Genomic DNA, 24712 nt, shown 5'->3' on the forward strand with positions numbered 1-24712 from the left:
ATATAGATTGCAGCACCTATTGTTCTGCAATTTCCTTTATTCTATTAACAATAGCTAGCAGTCCGTTTGCTCTAGATGGACTTAAATGTTGTATTAACCCAAGTTTTGTAAAGTATGTGTCTATATCAAAACTTAAAATATCTTCTGCTGTTTGCCCATTGTAGGCGGCTAATGTAATAGTGAGTAATCCACGAATAACCTTAGCATCGCTATCCCCTTGGAATTGGAAAATATCATTACTCTTGCTAAAAGTTATCCAAGCTTTACTTTCACAGCCTTCGATAAGATTATCATGAGTCAGTAAATCTCTTTCTAAGCGAATATGGTTCTTTCCTAACATCATTATTTCTCGATGTCGGCTGTCCCACCCCTTAAGATTAGAAAACTTATTGATCACCCATTGGTCATCTATATCAGTTTTATTATCAACCACAGAAGTTTTATCTTGAGAGAGAGAAGAAGTATTGGTTGTATTCATCGCTTTTGAGTTTTCTTCTTGACTCAATAACTGGCTTAAAACTTTAATCAATTGGTCTACTTCGTCGAACGTGTTGTATGCGCTTAACGCTACACGTATACATCCATTAACTTGTAGGTATTCCATTAAAGGCATAGCACAATGATGCCCTGCTCTAATAGCAATATTATGGGCATCTAAAAAACTTGCTACGTCATGATTGTGATTATTTTCAATAACAAATGAGAAAAGTGGAATACTTGGAGCTTCTTCTACTAAAAATGAAATAGCCTTGATTGCTTGTAATTTCTCATAGCAATAACTCAAAAGTTTATTCTCGTAAGCGATTATTTCATTTATATCAAAGTTAGTAATAAAATCTATTGCGCTTACAAAAGCCACTATTCCTGCAATATTAGGTGTTCCCGCTTCAAACTTGAATGGTAAAACGTTATAACTCGTTTGTGCGAAGCTCACTTTAGCGATCATCTCACCTCCACCTTGATAAGGAGGCATTTTATTTAAATATTCTCTTTTGCCGTATAGTACTCCTACGCCTGTAGGTCCATACATTTTATGAGCTGAAAATAAGTAAAAATCGCATTCAAGTGCCTGAACATCAACTTTCTCATGAGCGATAGCTTGTGCACCGTCAATAATACTCACAATATTATGCCGCTTACAAAGCTGCACAATTGAATTTATAGGATTAACTTTACCAATAACATTAGAAATATGAGCAAAGCTTATGATCTTAGTTTTAGGAGTAATAAGAGACTTCAGCGCTTGAACATCAATTAGCCCCGTTTTAGTTAACGGAGCAACTTTGATAACTGCTAGCTTCTTCTCGGCAACTATTTGCCAAGGCACAATGTTCGCATGATGTTCACTTTGCGTTAAAATTATCTCATCACCCGCATCTAAGACTAAATCTCCGAGGCTGTTTGCTAATAAGTTAATGCTTTCGGTTGTGCCTTTCGTCCAGATAATTTCTTCAAGATGTTGAGCATTAATAAATTGCTTAACAGACATTCTAGCTTTTTCGAATTTAGCAGTAGATGCAGCACTTAACTGATGAGATGCTCGATGAACATTCGCATTACTCTCTTGGTAATAAGTTTGATACTTATCAATAACACACTGAGGCTTTTGAGTAGTAGCTGCATTATCAAAATATATAAGATCAGAATGATTGAGCTTATTTTTTAATAAAGGAAATTGAGTTCTGAACTGTTCAACATTAAAGGTGTGCATGAAAAAGCTGACTTATTTACATAATAATCTTGCAATAATTATAACTGATAATAGCTATAGATTTATACGTGATGTTTAAAACTAATCACTTAAGATATTTTGAAGCTCAATAAACCTTAATAGGTAAAATGATGAAGTTATATTCTTGGTACAACAATCAATCACAATACTTCCGAAATGATGAAACTTTTCAATCTACTAACACGCCTCTTCAAACACATAATGAAGTTACTCAAGAAAAACATGAGGCTATAAATAAACATAAATTTGTTACTAGCTCTGATTTCCCTGTCTATCAAAAAAACTAATAACAATAAAGAATATGGGAGAAGCTTAATATTCTCCATTTTTAATCTTGTTGTAGCGTATTTCTCTATTTGTATGCTCTGAATTATTTAAATTGGCATCTTTAGCTAGCTCACGTTTTAATGCTTTATTTAACCATTCCAGCCCTAAGCTTTCTTTATTATTTTTAAATAAAGTTTTTGCCACATTATAATGATAACTGGGCATTAGAAACTCATCTGGATTTTTTTTTAATAAATCCGTATATAAAGTGATAAAACGCTCTTCATAATAGCGTAAGTTTGTTTTGCTAGCTGTCGGCATGAATGCTTGAACTTTATTTTTATCACATGTTTCAGACTTAAATAAACCGATCAATTTACTCTTATTTGATAAGTAAAAGTTAGGCGTTCCTATTACCCACTTACCTCCATCTTTATGAATAATAGGTGTAGCCTTGTCGATAAAACCAAACCACGGAATTTGTTTCTCAAGTAAAGCTACAACATCTTTTTTATCACCTTCATAATGAGTTTTTAATACGGCTATATTATGAGAAAATTTAGATTCTTGCGGTTTTTGACATACCTTGTGTTTAGCTGACAAGGGATACTCATCTACAAACCCTAATAAATGTGATAATTCATGAATAAATACTTGAGTGTCATCATTAGAATCTAAATACAAAATACCATTATCTACATTAGCCCCACCTTCATTTAACATAAGTCCAAGATATCGAGCATCAATTTCAGGTATAAAACTGGCCCACAAAGCTTCATCACACTTAATTGCACTGTCTTGCTCGTATTCACAGTTAAGCTGTGTTGATGAAATATAACGAGGTGTATTAAAGCAGATAAAGTTAGTTAATGGATGATCTTTAATATTTTCTACAAGCATATCGAGTTTATGTAAATTACTCAGGTTAGTTGCTAATAATTGAATACTATTACGACATTCGCCTCTGACACGAATCTTAGAATGTGTTGGATAAAACGAGTTATCATCTATTATTCCGTAACGCTTTAACTGATTTATAAGGTCTTTATTATTTGTCTGCTTGAGTAAAACTATAAGCTCATTTAATAGTATTTCATCGCCTAAAGTGACACTAATATCAACAAGCTTATGTAAAGCATCTTGTTTTGACTTTAATGGTAGTAATAGTTTTTTGGCAGCGAGTAAGTGCCCTTCTTCTATATATAAATCAATTAATTCAGTTAAAGCTTTCTTATGCTCAAGTTCAGATGCTTGCTTGTACCATTGTGTAGCCTGAGTTATATCACCTTCAATGTGATAGATAGTTGCCAGTTTAAAAGCCGTATCTTTATCTGTTTTACCAAGTATCTTTGCGAGATAAAACCATTCGTTGGATTCATCATCGACAGATAAGAAGCGATATTCTATAGCTTCTTCAATCTGATTTTCGATTCCAAACGAGACCTCTTCATCACTAATTGTATTTGTTGCAATTTTATTAGCTATATATTGAGGGAAAAAAAATGAGCCTGATGGTATGGTTACCATCAGGCTCACTATTATTATTTTGAAAAGAAGTGGGAGATATTTCAATTGCTTAACAAAAATCAGGTGCGCTATTTAATAAAGCGCAGTTTCTAATTTATCTTTTCGCATTAAATCTAATTCTAATCTCGCATATCTATGCTCAACAAATTCAAATACGTTAGTACTTAAAGCTAACTTGAAAAAGTTTGCAGCTGAAGCAGGTTGACCATTTAGTTGACTATATTTACCTAAGTAAAAATAGGCTTCGCACAATCTATCGCTTAACTCTTTGTTGGTAGTAATATTATTAGTCAAATTTTCAATAAACTCACCTTGAGATAACTTGCCTAAATATAAATCAATAATACTTTTGGCCCAAGTGTTATCCGCAACTCCAGATGAACGCTCAAGTAAATCTTTTGCAGCTTGTTCTGGATTAATTTCATATTCAGCTAAATAAAGCCAAAGTACGCGGTAGGGATCATCTGATTGTCCATGATGAAAAGTTTCAAAGTCGTCTCTAGCCAAAATAGGTCTGCCACCATAATAAAGAGCAATACCTCTATTTAAATAAGCGTATTCATGATCAGGCTGTAAATCTATAGCCGAATCAAAAGAATCGTATGCTTGGTTAAACTCTTGTAGCTGAGTATATTGAATACCAATAAAGTTATAAGCATCAACTAAGTCGGGTTTTAATTTTAAAGCACGATTAAAGTCTAAGCGTGCTAAAGATCGCAAGCCTACACTGTCGTAAATAACACCGCGATCATAGAATAATTGGGCGCGTTGCTCATCTGTAATCTCTGCTCTAAGAATAATGTCACTTAGACGTAAGATGGCAATTTCACTTTTATAATTAACTGTAGCAGGCTCAGCAATAATTAGTTGTCCAATTGAACTACTTTCCGTTTTATTTCCATTAAGACTTGTACAACCTTGTACACATAAAACAAAACTAATAATTAACAATTTACTTTTTAGTAGCACAGCAATATTCCTATAATACAATTGTGATCAGTATATAAAAAAGGGAGCCTATTGGCTCCCTTTTTTGTTATTTGCTCATTAATTCTTACAAATAATTATTCTGCAGCAGGTGCTTCAGTAGTTGCTGGTTTTTCAGCAGCTTCTTTAATACTTAAACGTACACGGCCTTGACGGTCAACTTCAAGTACTTTAACAGTAACTTCTTGTCCTTCAGTTAGCACGTCAGTTACAGCATTTACACGTTCTTCAGAAATTTGTGAAATGTGAACTAAACCATCTTTACCAGGTAATACATTAACAAAAGCACCGAAATCAACGATACGTACAACTTTACCTTGGTAAATAGTACCTACTTCAATTTCTGCAGTTAATGCTTTAATACGGTTAATAGCATCTTCAGCTTGCTCGCTAGAAGTTGCTGCAATTTTAACTGTACCATCATCTTCAATTTCGATAGTTGTGCCAGTTTCTTCAGTAAGTTGACGAATAGTTGCGCCACCTTTACCAATAACGTCACGAATTTTATCAGTATTGATTTTTAATTTGTGGATACGAGGTGCAAATTGTGAAATTTCTTCACGAGCACCAGCAATTGCATCATCCATTACACTTAAGATATGAATACGAGCGCCCTTCGCTTGGTTAAGCGCAGTTTGCATAATATCTTGAGTAATACCTTCAATCTTAATGTCCATTTGAAGTGCTGTGATACCATTTTTAGTACCCGCAACTTTAAAGTCCATATCGCCTAAGTGATCTTCATCACCTAAGATATCAGAAAGAACAACGTGGCTATCACCTTCTTTAACTAGACCCATAGCAATACCCGCTACAGAGTCTTTAATTGGAACACCAGCATCCATAAGTGCTAATGAAGTACCACAAACTGAAGCCATTGAAGATGAACCGTTCGATTCTGTAATTTCAGAAACAACACGTACTGCGTACGGGAATTCATCCATAGTTGGCATAACAGCTAACATACCGCGTTTAGCTAAACGACCATGACCAATTTCACGACGCTTTGGAGAACCAACAAAACCAGTCTCGCCTACTGAGTAAGGAGGGAAGTTATAATGCAACATAAAGTTGTCAGTTTTCTCACCTAAAATAGTTTCAACACGTTGTGCGTCACGTGCTGTACCTAAAGTAGCCGTTACTAATGCTTGAGTTTCACCACGTGTAAATACTGCAGAACCATGAGTTCTTGGTAATACACCTGTCATAACATCAAGAGCACGGATCATTTCAGGATCACGACCATCAATACGAGGATGACCTTGAGTGATACGACCACGAACAACAGTTTTTTCTAAATCGTGGAATAAGTCTTTAGCTTCTTGAACGTTAAGTTCAGCATCTTCAGCTTCTAACTGTGCAATTACTGCATTTCTGATTTCAGCAACTTTTTCATAACGAACTGCTTTTTCAGTAATTTGGTAAGCTTCATCAACTTGCGCTGTAGCAAGTTCAGCTATTTTAGCTGTTAATGGAGCGTTTTTAACAGGAGCAACCCAGTTCCAAGAAGGAGTGTTTACTTCAGCAGCAAATTCTTTAATTGCATTAATAGCAGTTTGAGATTGCTCATGGCCGTACATTACAGCACCTAACATAACATCTTCAGATAAAACGTCAGCTTCTGATTCAACCATAAGTACAGCTGCTTCAGTACCAGCAACAACTAAGTCTAGCTTGCTAGTTTCTAATTCAGATTGTAATGGGTTAAGAATGTATTTACCGTCTGTGTAACCAACGCGTGCTGCGCCAACTGGACCATTAAAAGGAGTACCTGAAATAGCTAATGCTGCAGAAGTACCTAATAATGAAATAATGTCTGGTGCAATTTCAGGGTTAGCTGAAACAACAGTAATAATAACTTGAACTTCGTTAGTGAAACCTTCAGGGAATAACGGACGAATTGGACGGTCAATTAAACGACAGATTAATGTTTCTTCTTCAGAAGGACGGCCTTCACGTTTGAAGAAACCACCAGGGATTTTACCTGCTGCATATGTTTTTTCTTGGTAGTTAACCGTTAAAGGGAAAAAGTCTTGCCCTTCTTTAGCTTCTTTTTTAGCAACAACAGAAACTAATACACATGTATCGTCCATGCTTGCCATAACAGCAGCAGTTGCTTGACGAGCGATTGCGCCCGTTTCTAAAGTTACGGTATGTTGACCGTATTGAAAAGTTTTTGTAACAGTATTGAACATATGTTCATTCCTTATTTTTTCGGATTATCTCCAATCTGTACAATTATTTATTCACTTATGATAAAAAAGCATAACTTTTTAACGTTTTTTTAAGCTGAACAAAAAATTATACAGTTTGGATAATTTTATAATTAATAACAGATATTTGCTGAACCACAAATATTCGCTGGCACATTATACTAACTACCCACACTATTTCCACCTACAAAGTGCAATACTTAGGGTAAAAGCTTAATAATTTATGTAATAAACTTTATTGCATTATTTTTTATTCGAATCACTTGGTATAATTTAGTTCATTTTTAATAAAAAGTTTAATTATATGACAACAACTTCATTAGAAAGAATAACCGTTGAGCCACAGTCAACAGCAAAGGCATGCGTTATATGGTTACATGGCTTAGGCGATTCAGGCGCTGGTTTTGCACCTATAGTACCCGCATTAAAGCTACCTTCAGATCATAATATCCGTTTTATCTTTCCTCATGCGCCTGATAGAGCAGTCACGATTAACCAAGGTTATGTGATGAAAGCTTGGTATGATATTAAATCAATGGATTTACACAATAGAGCCGATATGGCTGGTGTATTAGAGTCTGAAGCTTCTATCCATCAATTAATTGAAGAACAAATACACTCAGGTATCCCAGCTGAAAAAATCATACTTGCTGGATTTAGCCAAGGTGGTGTAGTGAGTTTATTTACAGGGTTAAGATTCCCTCAAAAACTTGCAGGAATTATGGCTCTCTCTTGTTATTTACCTAATGCAGATAAATTACCTGAAAACCTTAATGAAGCGAATAAAACGACAAGCATATTACAAAATCATGGCGAACAAGATGAAGTGGTATTAATGTCAGCAGGTAAAATGGCTAATAAACTTTTAGTTGAACAAAACTATAATGTTGAATGGAAAACTTACAATATGCCACACAGTGTATTACCAGAGCAGATAGATGATATTTCGCTATGGATTCAAAAACAATTAGCGTAGCTATTAGCTAACCTCCCTGACTTTTGAATAAAAAAGAGTTAACCCAAAGGATTAGTTATAAAAGAACGAACAGATTAATTATCTGTTCGTTTTATATTACTTATGGAAAGCTATATAAACATCAACTTTTCCCAGCTTTCAGAAACACTAACTAAGAGTGAGTTAGTGCTTTTCTTTTACCAATTGCGATAGGCGTTATTGTCTCTTCTAGTTTCTTTTCCCAACCTAATAAAAAGTAAACTTCTGCAAGTAAAAATAATGGTCCAATAAGAAACTGACCTAAATCATCAACAAATGCAGGTTTAGCTTTTTCGTAATAATGCCCAATAAATTGAAATACCCAACCAATAATGAAGACAATAATGGCTATGTATAACGCGGACGGATGAGTAGTTACAAAGCTCACTAAATATAAGTTAACCGCTACGTACACCGTCATCCCTATCGCCAACTTAATATGCAGCATAAAATAATAAATAAGAGCACAAGTAAAAAATACATATGCCGGAGTTAAGAAAATACTCATATTAGAAAGCTCAATATGAAATACATTTAAGCTTAATAATAAAGTTACTGCCCATATGATTAAAGGAATTCCTATAAAATGAGTCACAATATTAGTTTTATTGAAATGTACACTTTTATACTGAGCTAATACTTCTGTAATACTTTTCATAACCGCACCTTTATATTTTATTTTTATACAATTTATCACGATCGTAATATTTATAACAAGATCTGGTTAGACCAGGAAATTTTAAACAAAAAAAAGGAGCCATAAGGCTCCTCTTCTTTCTAAATCTAATCTTAACGACGTAGACCTAATTTACCGATTAAAGCAGTGTAACGTTCAACGTTTTTGCCTTTTAAGTAATCAAGTAATTTACGACGTTGACTTACCATACGTAATAAACCACGACGTGAGTGATGATCATGTATGTGAGTTTTGAAGTGACCTTGTAGGTGGTTGATTTGTGTAGTTAACAAAGCAACTTGAACTTCTGGTGAACCTGTATCACCTTCTTTTTGAGCATATTCTGCGACGATTGCAGCTTTTTCTGTAGCATTTAAAGACATAATATTTCCTTAGTGTGTTTACTTAAACCTAAGATGGAGTAAGTAAGTAAAATTCTCATCTAGCCAAACACTAATTCAGCTTAGACGACAAAAGAGCGCGTATTCTATCAGTAAAACATACGATTGCAACTTATTACTGCTAAATCCTTAAATAATCCGCCTTTCGCGTGTTAAATATTAAATATTAAATATGGATGAGTATAAGGTTAGACCTACTATAAATACTCATTGTAGTTAATCATAAAAAAGGCAGTCTATACTGGCTGCCTATATATATTCTTGTCGTATTGATGCTTTATAAAGATTACCGTCTGCTATTGAGCAACAACAATACGTTTAGGCGCCACTCTACCTTCATCATCAATAAAACCAACACCAATAAACTCACCTTCATTGATATTATCACCAATAAAAACTTGTACCATGCCGTCTTCAGGTGCATTAGATGCTTGAACAGGATTACCATGTCTTAAATAATGTGCTGACATATCATCAACAAATACAGGAGGTATACCATCGCAAGCTGTTGTCATAGGCAATAATAATGGATCTAATAATGTCGAAGGTGAAACTTCGTCAGCTTCAGCTTTTTCTAACAAAGCTTCTAGCTCTTCCATAGTTACCATTCTATTTTTAGGATAGTTACCAACAGCCGTTCTTCTTAGGTGTGCAACATGAGCTCCACAACCTAATAATTCCCCTAAATCATCAACAATCGTTCTAATATATGTCCCTTTAGATACATGAATTGATAAATCAACTTCATCACCTTCAAATCGTAAAAGTTCTAAATTAAAAACCGTGATGTCTCTTGATTCTCTTGGAACTTCGATACCTTCACGAGCATATTTATATAAAGGCTGCCCCTGATATTTTAATGCAGAATACATTGAAGGAATTTGTTGGGTTGTACCTCTAAAAGAATCCAGTGCTGTATTAAGTTGCTCTGCACTTACTTTGACTTCTTTTTCAGAAACAATGTCTCCGTCAGCATCACTAGTGGTGGTTCTTATACCTAACTTAGCAGTAACTACATAGGTTTTATCTGTGTCTAATAAAAACTGAGAAAACTTAGTGCCTTCACCTAAACAAATAGGCAACATGCCTGTTGCTAAAGGATCTAAAGCACCTGTGTGCCCTGCTTTCTGTGCAAAATAAATGTGTTTAACTCGTTGTAATGCATTGTTAGATGACATTTCATAAGGCTTATCCAGCAATAACACACCGTTTATTGCTCTGCCTTTTCTTTTCTTGGCCATTAAATTTTACCTTAAAAAATGCGAGTATTACTCTTTATCATCTTCAACATCAGTTGACTCAACTGATTCATCATCCATTAAGTGTTTATCACTTGCTACAGCTTGGTCTACAAGTGAACTCATACGTACACCTTCAGCCATAGATTGATCATAAACAAAACGTAGATGAGGCATAATTCGTGCTCTCAATTTTTTTGCTAATAATGAGCGTATAAAACCAGCTGCGTCATTTAACACTTCAACGGAGGTTTTTATCTCTGTTTCTTCATTAGTAAAAAAGGTAACGAAAATTTTTGCATAAGCTAAATCTCTTGTTACTTCTACTGCTGAAACCGTTGTCATACTTAAACGAGGGTCTTTAACTTCTCTCATAAGTATAGTTGCGATTTCTTTTTGAATTTCTTGTCCGACTCTATCGGTACGAGCAAATTCTCTTGCCATGTTAATTACCTATTATTTCAAATGACAAATAGTTTATTCATCATTCTTTAAAAACATAAAAGGGCTAATATAGGAGATGATTACTCCAAATTAGCCCTAAATTCATGTGATGTATTATTTAATTAAAGTGTACGTTGAACTTCAACAGTTTCAAATACTTCAATTTGGTCACCAACACGTACGTCATTGTAGTTCTTAACACCGATACCACATTCAGTACCGTTTCGAACTTCTTGTACGTCATCTTTAAAGCGACGAAGCGATTCTAGTTCACCTTCGTATATAACAACGTTTTCACGAAGTACACGAATTGGAGCTGAACGCTTAATAATACCTTCAGTTACCATACAACCAGCAATTGCACCGATTTTAGGAGATTTAAATACGTCACGTACTTGAGCAAGACCAATGATTTCTTGTTTAAACTCAGGAGCAAGCATACCGCTCATCGCTTGTTTAACTTCATCAATCAAGGCATAGATAACACTGTAGTAACGTAAATCAATTTTCTCAGATTCAATCACTTTACGGGCAGCAGCGTCAGCACGAACGTTGAAACCAACAACAATAGCATTTGAAGCAGCAGCAAGTGTTGCATCTGTTTCAGTAATACCACCAACACCAGAACCAATAATCTTAACTTTAACTTCATCAGTTGAAAGTTTAACTAAAGAATCAGATATTGCTTCAAGTGAACCTTGTACATCAGATTTGATAACAACGTTAACTTCTGAAATATCACCATCAGCCATGTTAGCAAACATGTTTTCAAGTTTAGATTTCTGTTGACGAGCTAGTTTAACGTCACGGAATTTACCTTGACGGTATAAAGCAACTTCACGTGCTTTCTTCTCATCTTTAACAACAGTTGCTTCGTCACCTGATTGTGGAACACCACTTAATCCAAGTATTTCTACTGGAATAGATGGACCAGCTGATTGAATTGGCTTTCCGTTCTCATCGCGCATAGCACGAATACGACCGTATTCTAAACCACAAAGTACGATATCGCCTTGATTCAACGTTCCTTCTTGTACAAGCACAGTTGCAACTGGACCACGACCTTTATCTAATTTAGATTCAACTACTACACCGCTTGCCATTTTATCAACAATAGCAGTAAGCTCTAAAACTTCAGATTGAAGTAATACAGCGTCAAGTAGTTCATCAATACCTAAACCTGTTTTAGCTGATACATGACAGAATTGAACGTCGCCGCCCCACTCTTCAGAAAGTACGTCGTGTTGTGATAATTCACTCTTAACACGCTCTGGATCTGCACCTTCTTTATCCATTTTGTTTACAGCAATAATAATTGGAGCTTCAGATGCTTTAGCATGCTGAATTGCTTCAATAGTTTGTGGCATTACACCATCATCTGCTGCAACAACAATGATTACGATATCTGTAGCTTTAGCACCACGTGAACGCATTGCTGTAAATGCAGCATGACCAGGAGTATCTAAGAATGTGATCATTCCATGCCCAGTTTCTACATGATAAGCACCAATGTGTTGAGTAATACCACCGGCTTCGCCGTCTGCAACTTTAGCTTCACGAATGTGATCAAGTAATGAAGTTTTACCGTGATCAACATGACCCATGATGGTTACTACTGGAGCACGAGTAATTTGTGCGCCTGAAGCACCACGGTCAGATAATACCGCTTCTTCTAAAGCGTTTTCTTTAACTAGTACCACTTCACGACCCATTTCTTCAGCTACTAGTGCAGCTGTTTCTTGGTCAATAACTTGGTTAATGGTTGCCATAGCACCCATTTTGAACATTGCTTTAACAACTTCAGCGCCTTTAATAGACATTTTGTTTGCTAATTCCGCTACAGAAATTGTTTCGCCAATGCGAACTTCTTGTAACTTAGTTTCAGCTGGTTTAGTAAAACCATGCTTTAAACTTTGAGGTGCAGACAATGTTTGTTTGTTACGTCCATTGCGACCGCCTCGTGCATTACGATCTTGCGGAGCATTTTTCTTTTTACGACGACGACGTCCGCCTTCATCAGCTGAATCACTTTTATCTTCAGCTTCTTGAGCGTATTTAGAAGAAGTTAAATGAACAACCTCTTTCTCTTTAGCTTTACGTTCAGCTTCTTCAGCCTTCCAACGAGCTTCATTTTCTTCAGCAAGTTTCTTAGCAGCTTCAGCAGCGGCTTTAGCTTCTTCTTCAGCTTTAGCTTTAGCTTCTTGCTCTTGAATAAGGCGAAGCTTTTTAGCTTCATCACTTTCTGCTGCTTTAACAGGAGCTTTAACTTCTTCGTTGTTTTTCGCTTTAGCAACGGCTGCTGCTTTTGCTTTAGCTTCGGCTTCTTCTTTTGCCTTTGCTTTAGCTTCACGTTCAACTTCTAATTTGGCTGCTGCAGCTGCTCTAGCATTTTCAGCTTCTTTAGCATCAGCTTCAGCTTTTGCTTTAGCGCTTTCTTCAGCTTGAATACGAGCTTCTTCTAAAGCTTTTGCTTCTTCTTCAGCGATTTGCTGTTCTTCAACTTCACTACGTTTAACGTAAGTGCGTTTTTTACGAACTTCAACATTCACTGATTTAGCTTTACTACCATGACCAAGAACTAAAGTAGATTTAGTTTTACGGTTAAGTGTCATTTTGCTCGGTTGAGCAGCAGAATCATCACCATGTTGCTTTTTTAAATGGTCTAATAAAGCTTCTTTCTCTTCTTGCGAAACAGAGTCGGTTGCCGATTTTTGAACGCCTGAGTCAGCCAATTGACTAACTAAACGCTCCACCGGTGTACCGATCTCTTTGGCAAGTTCTTGCACTGTTACATCTGCCATCTATAATTTTCTCCCGGTGTGTTATTCTTCGTTAAACCAACAAATATTACGAGCGGCCATAATTAGCTCGCCTGCTTTGGTTTCATCTAATTCTTCGATATCTGATATTTCGTCAACACCTTGTTCAGCAAGATCTTCTAAGGTAATTACACCTCGACTCGCTAATACAAATGCTAAATGACGTTCTAAACCTTCAAGGTTAAGTAGGTCTTCAGCTGGCTCAGCGCCTTCAAGTGTTTCTTCACTTGCTAGTGCTTGAGTCGTTAATGCTTCTTTAGCTCTTGCACGAAGTTCTTCAACGATATCTTCGTCCATGCCATCAATTTCTAACATTTCTGATGCTGGAACGTATGCAATCTCTTCAAGTGAAGTAAAACCTTCTTCACATAATAACGTTGCAAAATCTTCATCAAGGTCAAGTTTCTCAACAAATAAAGATAGTACTTTATCGTTTTCTGCTTGATGCTTCTCGTTCATAGCAGCAACAGTCATTACGTTAAGTTCCCAACCAGTTAGTTGGCTTGCTAAACGTACATTTTGACCACTTCTACCAATAGCCATTGCTAAGTTATCTTCTTCAACCGCAATGTCCATTGTGTTTTTATCTTCATCAACAATAATTGATGCAACTTCTGCCGGAGCCATTGCATTAATTACGTATTGTGCAGGGTTGTCATCATATAAAACGATATCAACACGCTCGCCACCTAATTCACTAGAAACAGCCTGTACACGTGAACCACGCATACCAACACACGCACCTACTGGATCGATACGTTTGTCGTTACTTTTAACCGAAATTTTTGCACGTGAACCTGGATCTCGAGCAGCACCTTTAATTTCAAGCATTTCTTCGCCAATTTCTGGCACTTCAACTCTGAAAAGCTCAATAAGCATTTCAGGTTTAGTTCTGCTTACAAATAATTGTGCGCCACGAGCTTCTGGTTTAATTTCATATAATAAACCACGAATACGATCGCCTGGACGGAAAGTTTCGCGTGGTAACATGTCATCACGATATACAATCGCTTCTGCATTATTACCTAAATCTAAAATCACACTATCACGGCTAGCTTTCTTAACTACACCCGTAATAATCTCACCAAGATGTTCTTGGTATGCATCAACAATTAAACCACGTTCAGCTTCACGGATTTTTTGAACAATAACTTGCTTAGCTGTTTGTGTTGTAACGCGATCAAATTTAACTGATTCAATTTGCTCTTCTACATAATCACCTATTTTTACTTCAGGATCTTCGTATTGAGCTGCGTCAAATGTAATTTCTGAGTATGGGTTCTCCATTTGCTCTTCGCTCGGAGCAATAACTAACCAACGACGGAAAGTATCAAACTCTCCAGTTATGCGATCGATACTTACACGAACTAAAATGTCGCCTTCATACTTTTTCTTTGTGGCTGTTTCTAAAGCAGTTTCCATTGCTTCAAAAATACTTTCACGAGGTAATGCCTTTTCATTTGAAACAGCATCTACAACTAGTAATATTTCCTTACTCATGCTACTTAGCCTTAATTATTTAAAATAAATCTAAAATTATCGTTAAAATTTAGGAACAAGGTTTGCTTTATCGATGTTGCTAAAAACAAGCTCGTAATCCTGACCATCAACTACCACTATTAATATTTCGTTATCGATAGCTTCAAGTGTGCCTTTAAACTTTCGTCTGCCATTTAAAGGCATAGATAATTTAACCGTAATCGTTTCACCTATTACTGCTTGAAAATGTTCTAAATCAAACAAAGGTCTATCTAAACCTGGTGAAGAAACTTCTAAGTTGTATTCTGGACCTATTGGATCTTCAACATCTAATATTGCACCAACTTGACGGCTAACTTCTGCACAATCATCAACGTTTATACCATTTTCATGATCTATAAATAAACGTAATATTGAATTATTACCAGCGCTTATATACTCAACACCAAGTAACTCTTTACCTACACCTTCAACAGCAGGTCTTAACATTGCAGTTAATTTTTGCTCAAACTTAGCCAATCATTTTCTCCAGAAACAAAAAAAGGGCATTAAGCCCATTATTAAAAACATTTATCTGTGTATAAATGAGACTTAACAAACATTCGCACACAAAAAAGCCCCTAACGAGGGGCCCAAATTCACTAACCCTCTGTATTGGTGTGTAACAAATTACGACACCTGTGTATAACAATTAATATACATTGAAGCTTATTCAAATGAATATCTAGTGACAACTGCTATACTAAAGCTGTGACAAATTATATATTTCCTAATGTCTAAGCGCAAGAGCTTTACCTTAGTAGTTTAAAAAAAGATGCTATTAAAGGAGACTAATTAATTTAAATAATTATTAGTGAATAAAAAACATACGTTTTTTTAAACATTTATCCTTATATCTCAATAGTATATTTTTTATTGGTATGATATAAATGCAATTAGGAATATCATTAACATTTGTTCTATTTTAGGGCTAACAAATTTACTATGTACTCATTTTCTCAATCATTGCTACGGAACTGCATATTAGGCATCGTTTTTTCGTTAATCATTGCTCTTTTTTCGATATTTACTACATCTAAATATCTGGAAGAAAAACAAAACGAACATGCCACTGTGATTACTACTAACTTCAATCAGGTATTCAAGGATAAACCTGATGTAGAGTCGATAGAGTCTAACCATAAACTATTTATTGATAATTTACGTTCAAATCATAAATATGCATTACTAAAAGTCACTTACAATAAATCAGAAAGCATTTATAACTCATCAAATCCTATAAATGGTTTTGTTTTACCTTTTACTGTGCCTAAAGTTCAACAAGTCACATTAAACGATAATTTAACGGTTGTTTATCAACTTAATGTAGAAGACGAATCGAACTTCTTATTACAAATATTACTCCTTATTTTGGGCTTAACATTTGTCTTCATTTTAATAGCAAGTATTTTAAGTACCCACAACTACAAAACAGTATTAACCAAGTTGTGTAATGAACTTAAAAACGCTATAGAAAAAAGCTTTGAAAATCATGAAGACTTAGATGTAAATATTAGCTCTGAATTTGATGAAGTTTATGATGAATTAAAAAAACTTATCAATTTCCATAATGTAAATACAAATGAACTTGAACAAAAAGCTTATTTAGAGCCAGTTACGAAATTAAGCAACAGAAGTCGATTTGTTCAGTATTTCGAAAATCAAATAAATAAAGATCAATCTATTAAGTTTGGTGTTTTATCAATAACGCGATGTTCTGAGTTGCAAACGATTAACCAAATACATGGTTATAATGCTGGTGACACATATATTCTAGGTGTAGCTGACATTATGAAAGCAGCTATCACTAAGTATCAAGGGGCGCAATTATTCAGGCTTAACAGTTCAGACTTTGCAACGATTATTCCTAATTGCACAGTAAAAACGGCTGAAAACTTTACCCAACACCTAACTGATAAGTTTAACTTATTTCAACAGGCATCAGACTTAGACTCAGTTGCCTATACAGGCTTAGTTGCATTTTCCAAAGATAAGCCACTAGGTGAATTATTAGCTCTTGCTGATACAGGTATAAGTATTGCTCAAACACAGCAGAAAAATTCTTGGTATGCACAAACTGACACCAACATTTTAGAAAATTCAAGTGCGGGTTATGGCAATCAAAACTGGCGTCAAGAAATTGATAACGTTATTGAAAACCAACGTATTACTCTACTGGTGCAAAACATTAAGCCGTCAAATAGAAACGCTAAGATTTATGGTGAAGTACTTGCTCGTTTCTTAAATTCAAATGATGAAATGCTGCCAACAGCTTCATTTTTAGCTATGGCTGAGAAGCTTGATAAAATTGTAGCTATAGACAAAATGATCATTGAAAAGGTTATGACGGAAATAGCCAATAAGAACTTAAGAGATTCTTCTTACGGTATCAATATTAGTACCAGAAGTATTCACGATGAACATTTCTTAATTTGGTTAGAAAGAAGATTATTAAGAGATTCATCTATTGCCGCAAAACTTGTTTTTGAAATCACAGAATATGGTTTACAACAAAATATTAAAACCAGTAAACGTTTCATTGATATGATACACAGAGCAGGGTCTAAAATAACAGTTGAGCGCTTTGGTGTTGGTTTAACGTCATTTAAATTCTTTAAAGATTTAAAACCTGATTTTATTAAAATGGATAGTACTTACACCAGAGATATAGACGAAGACAAAAACAATCAATACTTCCTTCGATTAATGGTAGACTTAGCACATAGGTTAAGTATTCTTGTATTGGCTGAAAGTGTTGAAAGCCAAGAAGAAAAATTCGCTTTAGAAAAACTATTTATTGATGGCTGCCAAGGCTTTTATATCGGAAAACCATTACCTTTATAAACTTGTAGTGATTCCACCATTAGCGCCCTCATTTTTCATAACGGCGTTAATGGTGTTTAACATTAAAATAAATATTCAACATATAACACGTCTAAAATATAACACTCCACCAAGCTCAATAGCTCATCTAGCGTCCAATTAAATAAAATCTAGCTATAAACTTTCTAAATTGACGAATATCCCTACAATCCACAGGTTGTTTCTTTAGTGAGAAAAACGGATAATATGCGCCATTAATATACTAATGTAATTCTTAAATGTCTGAATATCTATTACTGCTAGTTGGGACTGTTTTAGTTAATAACTTCGTCCTAGTAAAATTCCTAGGACTTTGTCCATTCATGGGGGTTTCTTCACGCACAGAAACCGCTATAGGAATGGCGTATGCTACAACATTTGTAATGACACTCGCCTCATTACTTAGTTACCTTGTTAACACCTATATATTGGCTCCATTAGGTTTAGAATATCTAACAACAATGGCATTTATTTTAGTTATTGCTGTTGTGGTACAGTTTACTGAAATGGTGGTTCACAAAACCAGTGCTAACTTATACCGACTTTTAGGTATATTTTTACCATTAATTACCACTAACTGTGCGGTATTAGGTGTTGCACTACTTAATATATATGAACAACATAACTTTTTTGAATCTATCATCTACGGTTTTGGCGCATCAGCAGGTTTTTCATTAGTTCTTATTATGTTTTCAGCTATGCGTGAAAGATTAGCCAATGCCGACATCCCTTCTCCATTTAAAGGTTCGGCTATTGCCATGATCACTGCTGGTTTAATGTCATTAGCCTTTATGGGCTTCACAGGATTGGTTAAGTTTTAATGTCCATTATTATTGCAATTATTGTTATAGGTATTATCGCTTTATTATTTGGCGCTCTACTTGGTTACGCTTCAATTCGTTTCAAAGTTGAAGGAGATCCACTTGCCCAGCAAATAGACGACCTACTACCACAAACACAATGTGGACAATGTGGTTACCCTGGCTGTAAACCTTATGCTGAAGCTGTGGCTAATGGCGAAGCAATAAATAAATGTGCTCCGGGTGGTGAAGAAACCATAAAGAAAATGGCCGAATTACTTGGCGTTGAAGTACAACCTTTAGATGAAAATCATGCCGCAGACAACACACCTAAAGTCGCCTTTATTATTGAAGAAGATTGTATTGGCTGTACTAAATGCATCCAAGCCTGCCCGGTAGACGCTATTATTGGTACCACCAAACAAATGCACACCGTAATTATAGATGAATGTACAGGTTGTGATTTATGTGTAGCCCCTTGCCCTGTTGATTGTATCGAGATGAGACCAATCGAAACCACTAAGCAAAGTTGGCAGTGGGATTTAAACAGCATACCTGTAACACAAGTTGATTAGGAATTTACGTGGAATCTATTATTAACCGAATTGATAAAAACCAATTTTGGAAGTTCCATGGTGGCATTCATCCGCCTGAACAAAAGTTTATCACTGAAAATAAACCTATTAGAACTTTACCATTACCTAAAGAACTTATACTCCCTCTGCAACAACATATTGGTCAAGCGGGGGATTTATTAGTTTCTGTTGGCGATACTGTATTAAAAGGTCAACCGCTTACTTCTAGCGCTCATCCGATGGCTGTCCCTATCCATGCACCAACCAGTGGAAAAATAACAGCAATAAAAGATTCAACCATAGCTCACCCTTCAGCATTAAAAGAACCTTGTTTGTTTATAGAGCCTGACGGAAACGATACATGGGTAAAGCGTAATATTTGTAACGATTACACTAAACAAAGTGATTCTGATTTATTACAGAAAATATCTGACGCAGGTATATCAGGTATGGGAGGAGCTGGTTTTCCAACTTATGTAAAAGCAAACACCTCAGCCAAGATAGAGTTTTTGATTATTAACGCTGCAGAATGTGAACCTTACATAACAGCTGATGATCTTCTTATGAAAGAACATAGCCCAACAATTGTTGACGGCATTAACATTCTTCATCAAATTATTAAACCAGAAAACGTATTAATTGGTATAGAAGACAACAAACCAGCAGCCATCAAAGCTTTGCAAAATGCCACGAAAAACTTAGATCATATAAGAGTATGCATTATACCAACTAAGTACCCTTCAGGTGGTGAAAAACAGTTAATTCAAATTTTAACAGGCAAAGAAATACCAAGTGGAGCAATACCAAGCTCACAAGGTATTGTGATGCAAAATACTGCAACATGTTTTGCAATTGCAGATGCGGTTATAAATGATATTCCTTTAATTAGACGCGTAACAACTGTTACAGGTCTTGGATTAAATAAACCACAAAATGTTTGGGCTTTATTAGGCACACCCGTTAACTTTTTGCTCGAACAATGTGAACTTCACCCACATGACAAGCAACGTATAATCATGGGTGGTCCAATGATGGGCTTCACTTTACCTTCAGGTAATGTACCTGTTGTAAAAATAACAAACTGCGTACTTGCCCCAAGTGCAAAAGAAATATCAGATGAAAGTACAGAAGTGGAATGTATTCGTTGTGGGCAATGCGCTGACGTCTGCCCTGCTCAACTTCTTCCGCAAGAATTACAGTGGAGTGCTAAAGCTAAAGATCACCAACAGCTTGAAACCCTGAATTTATTCGACTGTATTGAATGTGGAGCTTGTGCTTATGTATGCCCTAGTCACATCCCTCTTGTACATTATTATCGTATTGGTAAAGCAGAAATACGCGAACACAAACAACAAGAGATTAAAGCTGACAAAGCAAAAATACGATTTGAAGCACGTAAGTTAAGATTAGAGCGTGATAAAAAAGCCCGAGAAGAAAAACAGCGTAAAGCTGCAGAAGCTCGTAAAGCTAAGATGAATTCAGGTACTGTTGAAGCTAATAACGAAATGTCTGCCGTAGCAGCCGCATTAGCGCGTGTAAAAGCGAAAAAAGCACAAACTAGTGATACGACATCTCAAGATTCAACAACTGAAGCAGCAGCTAAGCCTAAAAATCCACAAATAGCGGCAGCCATTGCTAGAGCTAAAGCCAAAAAACTGGCTAATCAAGTTACAGATAATAGTGACATAACTGCAGAAGTAGACAAGACAGTTGAAGCTAAAGTTGAAAATGAAACGCCAACAGAAAACACAGCTGATGACAAAAAATCTAAAGTCGCAGCTGCAATTGCCAAAGCAAAAGCTAAAAAACTTGCTAAAGAACAAGCAGACGAAAAAACTGATGTTCAAAACGAAATAACAGAAGAAACAGCAGTAAATGATGTTTCTGAAGCTGACAGCAAAAAAGCTAAAATAGCAGCGACTATTGCCAAAGCAAAAGCTAAAAAACTAGCTAAAGAACAAGTAGACGAAAAAACTGATGATCAAAACGAAATAAAAGAAGAAACAACAGTAAATGATGTTTCTGAAGCTGACAGCAAAAAAGCTAAAATAGCGGCGACTATTGCCAAAGCAAAAGCTAAAAAACTAGCTAAAGAACAAGTAGACGAAAAAACTGATGATCAAAACGAAATAATAGAAGAAACATCAGTAAATGATGTTTCTGAAGCTGACAGCAAAAAAGCTAAAATAGCGGCGACTATTGCCAAAGCAAAAGCTAAAAAATTAGCTAAAGAACAAGAAGCAGAAAAATCAGACAATAGTCAGCCTGATGTTGAAGATACAAAAGCTGCAGAAAAGAAAAAACGAATCGCTGAAGCAGTAGCTAAAGCAAAAGCCAAAAAACAACAACGTTTAGAGTTAAATTAATATTATGGCATTTTGGATCGCAAGTTCGCCGCATAACCATATACAAAATAAAACTTCTGCTTTAATGAGGTTAGTTATTTACGCCACTCTACCTGGCATTTTTGCGCAATGGTACTTTTTTGGCTGGGGTAACTTAGTTCACATTTCACTAGCGATTATTAGCGCATTAGTTGCTGAGTTTTTTATTCTGTCACTAAGAGAAAAGAAAATCCCTGAACAAATTTTCGATGGCAGTGCTATTTTAACCGCAATTCTCTTAGGTATAAGCCTACCCGCATTAGCTCCTTGGTGGATATCAATTTTAGGTGCAGCGTTTGCTATTATAATAGTAAAACAATTATACGGTGGATTAGGTCACAATCCTTTTAATCCGGCTATGGCTGGCTATGTGATGTTACTCATCTCATTTCCGGTCCAAATGACGTCATGGCAACCACCATTGCAGTTATTAGCTATCGATTTAACCTTTTTCGATACTCTATCGGTTATTTTCACTAGCTTTACCACTGATGGCTACTCTATGGAGCAAATAAAAACCCATATTGACGGCTACACCATGGCAACGCCACTAGATACTGTAAAAACAAATCTAACCTTAGGCTTAACTATTGCTGAAAGTATGGATAGCACCGTTATTGGGGAAAACTTTGGTATTGGCTGGGAGTGGATAAACGCAGGCTTTTTAGCCGGTGGATTATTCTTGATATTTAAAAAAGCTATTGATTGGGTAACCCCTTTTAGCTTTTTATTTAGCTTGTTTGTATTCTCATTTATTGCTTTTACATTTAGCCCGGACTCAAATGCATCAACCATGTTCCATTGGTTTAATGGTGCTTGTATGTTGGGGGCATTCTTTATACTGACTGACCCGGTGTCAGGAGCAACAAGTACAAAAGGCAGAATGATTTTTGGTGCTTTAGCTGCACTACTCGTATTTCTAATAAGAAAATATGGTGGTTACCCAGAAGCTATGGCCTTTGCCGTGTTACTTTGTAATATGAGTGCTCCGTTAATCGACCAATACACACGTCCTCGTACATACGGACATAAAAAAGAGCAAAATGCTGAGGATAATACCAATGCGTAAAGCGATTCAAAAAAATGCTAATGTTCTCGCTATATTCGCTATTGTCTGCACTGCAGTTGTAGGCATAGTACATTCATTAACTAAAGAAGAAATAGAACTTCAAAAGCAACAACAGTTACTTGATCGACTCTCTCAAGTTATAGATCCAAATACTTATAATAATCAAATAATTGAAGATTGTATTATGATCCCTCATTCATCAACTGAAGAAGGCGAAGAAATTAATAGCCAAACGGCACATGCCGCTTATATAGCCTCCTTTGATGAAACTCCTGTTGCTATTGCAGTAACCACAACAGCACCAGATGGGTACAATGGTAATATTGATATTATTGTAGGTATAACAACCCAAGGTGTTGTTAGTGGTGTAAGAGTGTTATCTCATAACGAAACCCCTGGATTAGGTGATAAAATAGAGCTTGAAAGACACCCATGGATCACAAGTTTTACTGATAAAGAGATTACAGCAGATCCTGATCCTCGCTGGAATGTCACTAAAGATGGTGGCATGTTTGATCAATTTACAGGTGCTACCATTACACCAAGAGCTGTAGTGAAAGCGGTTCGTAACACTCTAATCTTTTTTAATGAAAATAAAGAAAGCTTATTCAATCAACCTAAAAATTGTGGAGACATTGAATGACAAACGGTGCTGAATACAAAGAACTCGCTTGGCAAGGCTTATGGAAAAACAACCCTGGCTTAGTACAACTATTAGGTTTGTGTCCGTTATTAGCGGTTACTACAACAATTACTAATGCCTTAGGTTTAGGTATAGCAACTTTGTTCGTGTTAATTTGTTCAAATGCTACGGTTTCGTTAGTACGCCAGTGGGTTCCTAAAGAAGTTAGGATCCCTATTTTTGTGCTTATTATTGCTTCATTTGTAACCTGCGTTCAATTATTAATGAATGCCTATACCTTTGTTTTATATCAATCTTTGGGTATATTTTTACCTTTAATTGTTACCAACTGCGCCATTATTGGTCGTGCAGAAGCCTACGCATCTAAAAACCCAGTTAAACAAGCGACCTTTGATGGATTAATGATGGGACTTGGTTTCCTACTTGTTTTGTTTGTTTTAGGTGCAGTAAGAGAAGCTTTAGGACAAGGCACCTTATTTGATGGTGCACATCTATTAATGGGTGAATGGGCGCGTAGTTTACGCATAGAGTTATACAGTGTAGATAGTCAATTTTTACTTGCTGTACTTCCTCCAGGAGCTTTTATCGCAATGGGACTATTCATTGCTTTTAAAAATGCAGTGGACGAAAAAATCAAGAAAAGCGCTCCTAAAAAAGATGCTGAAGCTATAGAGCGTGTTCGTGTAAATTTTGATGCTAGCTAAAACCAGCTAACCTCTTCAAATAATTAAAGCAAAAGTTGTTAACGTTATGAATAAAGAAACAAGAATAGAAATGCTTACTCGGTTAAGAGCGGATAACCCAAATCCAACTACCGAGTTAAACTTTAGCACGCCTTTTGAGCTGCTTATTGCTGTTCTTCTTTCTGCTCAATCTACTGACGTTGGTGTAAATAAAGCAACAGATAAACTATACCCTGTTGCTAATACCCCTCAAGCTATTCTAGATCTAGGCTTAGATGGCTTAAAATCTTACATAAAAACGATAGGTTTATTCAATACCAAAGCAGCTAACACCATGAAAAGCTGTCAAATATTGGTAGATTTACATGGAGGTGAAGTACCAGAAGACAGAGCCGCTTTAGAGGCACTTCCAGGTGTTGGTAGAAAAACAGCTAACGTTGTTTTAAATACGGCCTTTGGCCAGTTAAAAGACAATGAAGGTAATTACTTTATTGCGGTAGATACTCATATTCAACGCTTAGCAAATCGTACAGGCTATGCTAAAGGGAAAACAGTAGAAGAAACCGAAAAGAATATCGTTAAAAACACACCAAGAAAAACTGAATTCTTCTTTAACCTGCACCATTGGTTTATTCTGCATGGTCGTTATACTTGTGTTGCTCGCAAACCGAAATGTGGTTCATGTATCATAGAAGATTTGTGTGATTTCAAAGAAAAAACTGAATAAGTGTAATAGTTTTTCTTAATTCAAGGAAAAATTACGCCTCAATAGCTAGTCTATTGCAAGTGAATTTAACGAAGAAGTTAGTAAAAATAGTCACTATAGAAAAATTGATTAAGCTGAGGTTACTTAATATTCACTTCAACTCTAAAGACTAAA

General features: G+C 35.8%; 21 protein-coding genes. 10 read left to right on the forward strand and 11 right to left on the reverse strand.

Going from position 1 to position 24712, the window contains the following annotated elements:
• Positions 1-16 precede the first annotated feature (16 nt).
• Positions 17-1711, reverse strand: coding sequence for a SufS family cysteine desulfurase (locus tag Q5N69_RS07280; protein ID WP_304368204.1), 1695 nt, complete (start codon positions 1709-1711; stop codon positions 17-19).
• Positions 1712-1842: 131 nt separating this feature from the next.
• On the opposite strand from Q5N69_RS07280, the gene Q5N69_RS07285 reads away from it, so the two are divergent.
• Positions 1843-2019: a hypothetical protein gene (locus Q5N69_RS07285; protein WP_304368205.1), complete on the forward strand. Its 177-nt coding sequence runs from the start codon at positions 1843-1845 to the stop codon at positions 2017-2019.
• Between the two features lie 25 nt (positions 2020-2044).
• Here the strand turns inward: Q5N69_RS07285 and Q5N69_RS07290 are convergent, their stop codons facing one another.
• The 3 genes from Q5N69_RS07290 to pnp form a co-directional block, all read right to left on the reverse strand.
• Positions 2045-3571, reverse strand: coding sequence for a hypothetical protein (locus tag Q5N69_RS07290; RefSeq protein WP_304368206.1), 1527 nt, complete (start codon positions 3569-3571; stop codon positions 2045-2047).
• Positions 3572-3598: 27 nt separating this feature from the next.
• Entirely contained in the window at positions 3599-4495 is an 897-nt protein-coding gene (gene nlpI / locus Q5N69_RS07295) for a lipoprotein NlpI (protein ID WP_304368207.1), read from the reverse strand.
• A gap of 95 nt (positions 4496-4590) precedes the next feature.
• Positions 4591-6708: a polyribonucleotide nucleotidyltransferase gene (gene pnp, locus Q5N69_RS07300; RefSeq protein WP_304368208.1), complete on the reverse strand. Its 2118-nt coding sequence runs from the start codon at positions 6706-6708 to the stop codon at positions 4591-4593.
• A gap of 322 nt (positions 6709-7030) precedes the next feature.
• On the opposite strand from pnp, the gene Q5N69_RS07305 reads away from it, so the two are divergent.
• On the forward strand, positions 7031-7702 hold the full coding sequence (locus Q5N69_RS07305) for an alpha/beta hydrolase (RefSeq protein ID WP_304368209.1): 672 nt from the start codon (positions 7031-7033) through the stop codon (positions 7700-7702).
• A 151-nt stretch (positions 7703-7853) separates the two neighbouring features.
• Here the strand turns inward: Q5N69_RS07305 and Q5N69_RS07310 are convergent, their stop codons facing one another.
• The 7 genes from Q5N69_RS07310 to rimP all read right to left on the reverse strand — a co-directional run bounded on the left by Q5N69_RS07310 (position 7854) and on the right by rimP (position 15296).
• Positions 7854-8378 (reverse strand): DUF962 domain-containing protein, encoded by a 525-nt coding sequence (locus Q5N69_RS07310; protein ID WP_304368210.1) that lies wholly within the window; start codon positions 8376-8378, stop codon positions 7854-7856.
• Positions 8379-8509: 131 nt separating this feature from the next.
• On the reverse strand, positions 8510-8779 hold the full coding sequence (gene rpsO / locus Q5N69_RS07315; RefSeq protein ID WP_304368211.1) for a 30S ribosomal protein S15: 270 nt from the start codon (positions 8777-8779) through the stop codon (positions 8510-8512).
• Between the two features lie 314 nt (positions 8780-9093).
• A complete protein-coding gene (truB, locus tag Q5N69_RS07320) occupies positions 9094-10038 on the reverse strand; it encodes a tRNA pseudouridine(55) synthase TruB (protein ID WP_304368212.1) in 945 nt (314 codons plus the stop codon).
• 27 nt (positions 10039-10065) lie between these two features.
• Positions 10066-10479, reverse strand: coding sequence for a 30S ribosome-binding factor RbfA (gene rbfA / locus Q5N69_RS07325; RefSeq protein ID WP_304368213.1), 414 nt, complete (start codon positions 10477-10479; stop codon positions 10066-10068).
• A 122-nt stretch (positions 10480-10601) separates the two neighbouring features.
• Positions 10602-13280, reverse strand: coding sequence for a translation initiation factor IF-2 (gene infB / locus Q5N69_RS07330; RefSeq protein WP_304368214.1), 2679 nt, complete (start codon positions 13278-13280; stop codon positions 10602-10604).
• 21 nt (positions 13281-13301) lie between these two features.
• On the reverse strand, positions 13302-14798 hold the full coding sequence (nusA, locus tag Q5N69_RS07335; protein WP_304368215.1) for a transcription termination factor NusA: 1497 nt from the start codon (positions 14796-14798) through the stop codon (positions 13302-13304).
• A gap of 42 nt (positions 14799-14840) precedes the next feature.
• The gene (rimP, locus tag Q5N69_RS07340; RefSeq protein ID WP_304368216.1) at positions 14841-15296 is read right to left on the reverse strand and encodes a ribosome maturation factor RimP; all 456 of its coding nucleotides are present in this window, start codon (positions 15294-15296) and stop codon (positions 14841-14843) included.
• Positions 15297-15761: 465 nt separating this feature from the next.
• On the opposite strand from rimP, the gene Q5N69_RS07345 reads away from it, so the two are divergent.
• The 8 genes from Q5N69_RS07345 (at position 15762) to nth (ending at position 24559) form a co-directional block, all read left to right on the forward strand.
• The gene (locus Q5N69_RS07345; RefSeq protein WP_304368217.1) at positions 15762-17660 is read left to right on the forward strand and encodes an EAL domain-containing protein; all 1899 of its coding nucleotides are present in this window, start codon (positions 15762-15764) and stop codon (positions 17658-17660) included.
• A gap of 257 nt (positions 17661-17917) precedes the next feature.
• Positions 17918-18499, forward strand: coding sequence for an electron transport complex subunit RsxA (rsxA, locus tag Q5N69_RS07350; protein WP_304368218.1), 582 nt, complete (start codon positions 17918-17920; stop codon positions 18497-18499).
• A complete protein-coding gene (rsxB, locus tag Q5N69_RS07355) occupies positions 18499-19053 on the forward strand; it encodes an electron transport complex subunit RsxB (RefSeq protein WP_304368219.1) in 555 nt (184 codons plus the stop codon). Before rsxA ends, rsxB begins: the two co-directional genes overlap by 1 nt.
• 8 nt (positions 19054-19061) lie before the next feature.
• Positions 19062-21419, forward strand: a complete 2358-nt coding sequence (rsxC, locus tag Q5N69_RS07360) for an electron transport complex subunit RsxC (RefSeq protein ID WP_304368220.1) — start codon at positions 19062-19064, stop codon at positions 21417-21419.
• Between the two features lie 4 nt (positions 21420-21423).
• The gene (gene rsxD / locus Q5N69_RS07365; RefSeq protein WP_304368221.1) at positions 21424-22506 is read left to right on the forward strand and encodes an electron transport complex subunit RsxD; all 1083 of its coding nucleotides are present in this window, start codon (positions 21424-21426) and stop codon (positions 22504-22506) included.
• Positions 22499-23149 (forward strand): electron transport complex subunit RsxG, encoded by a 651-nt coding sequence (gene rsxG / locus Q5N69_RS07370; RefSeq protein ID WP_304368222.1) that lies wholly within the window; start codon positions 22499-22501, stop codon positions 23147-23149. Before rsxD ends, rsxG begins: the two co-directional genes overlap by 8 nt.
• Positions 23146-23853 carry an electron transport complex subunit E gene (locus tag Q5N69_RS07375; protein ID WP_304368223.1) on the forward strand — a complete coding sequence of 236 codons (708 nt, stop codon included), beginning with the start codon at positions 23146-23148 and terminating at the stop codon, positions 23851-23853. Before rsxG ends, Q5N69_RS07375 begins: the two co-directional genes overlap by 4 nt.
• Positions 23854-23899: 46 nt before the next feature.
• The gene (gene nth / locus Q5N69_RS07380; RefSeq protein ID WP_304368224.1) at positions 23900-24559 is read left to right on the forward strand and encodes an endonuclease III; all 660 of its coding nucleotides are present in this window, start codon (positions 23900-23902) and stop codon (positions 24557-24559) included.
• The last annotated feature ends 153 nt before the right edge of the window (positions 24560-24712 follow it).

Origin of the sequence: Pseudocolwellia sp. AS88, from assembly GCF_030551755.1 — a bacterium.
Classification (GTDB): Bacteria; Pseudomonadota; Gammaproteobacteria; order Enterobacterales; family Alteromonadaceae; genus Pseudocolwellia.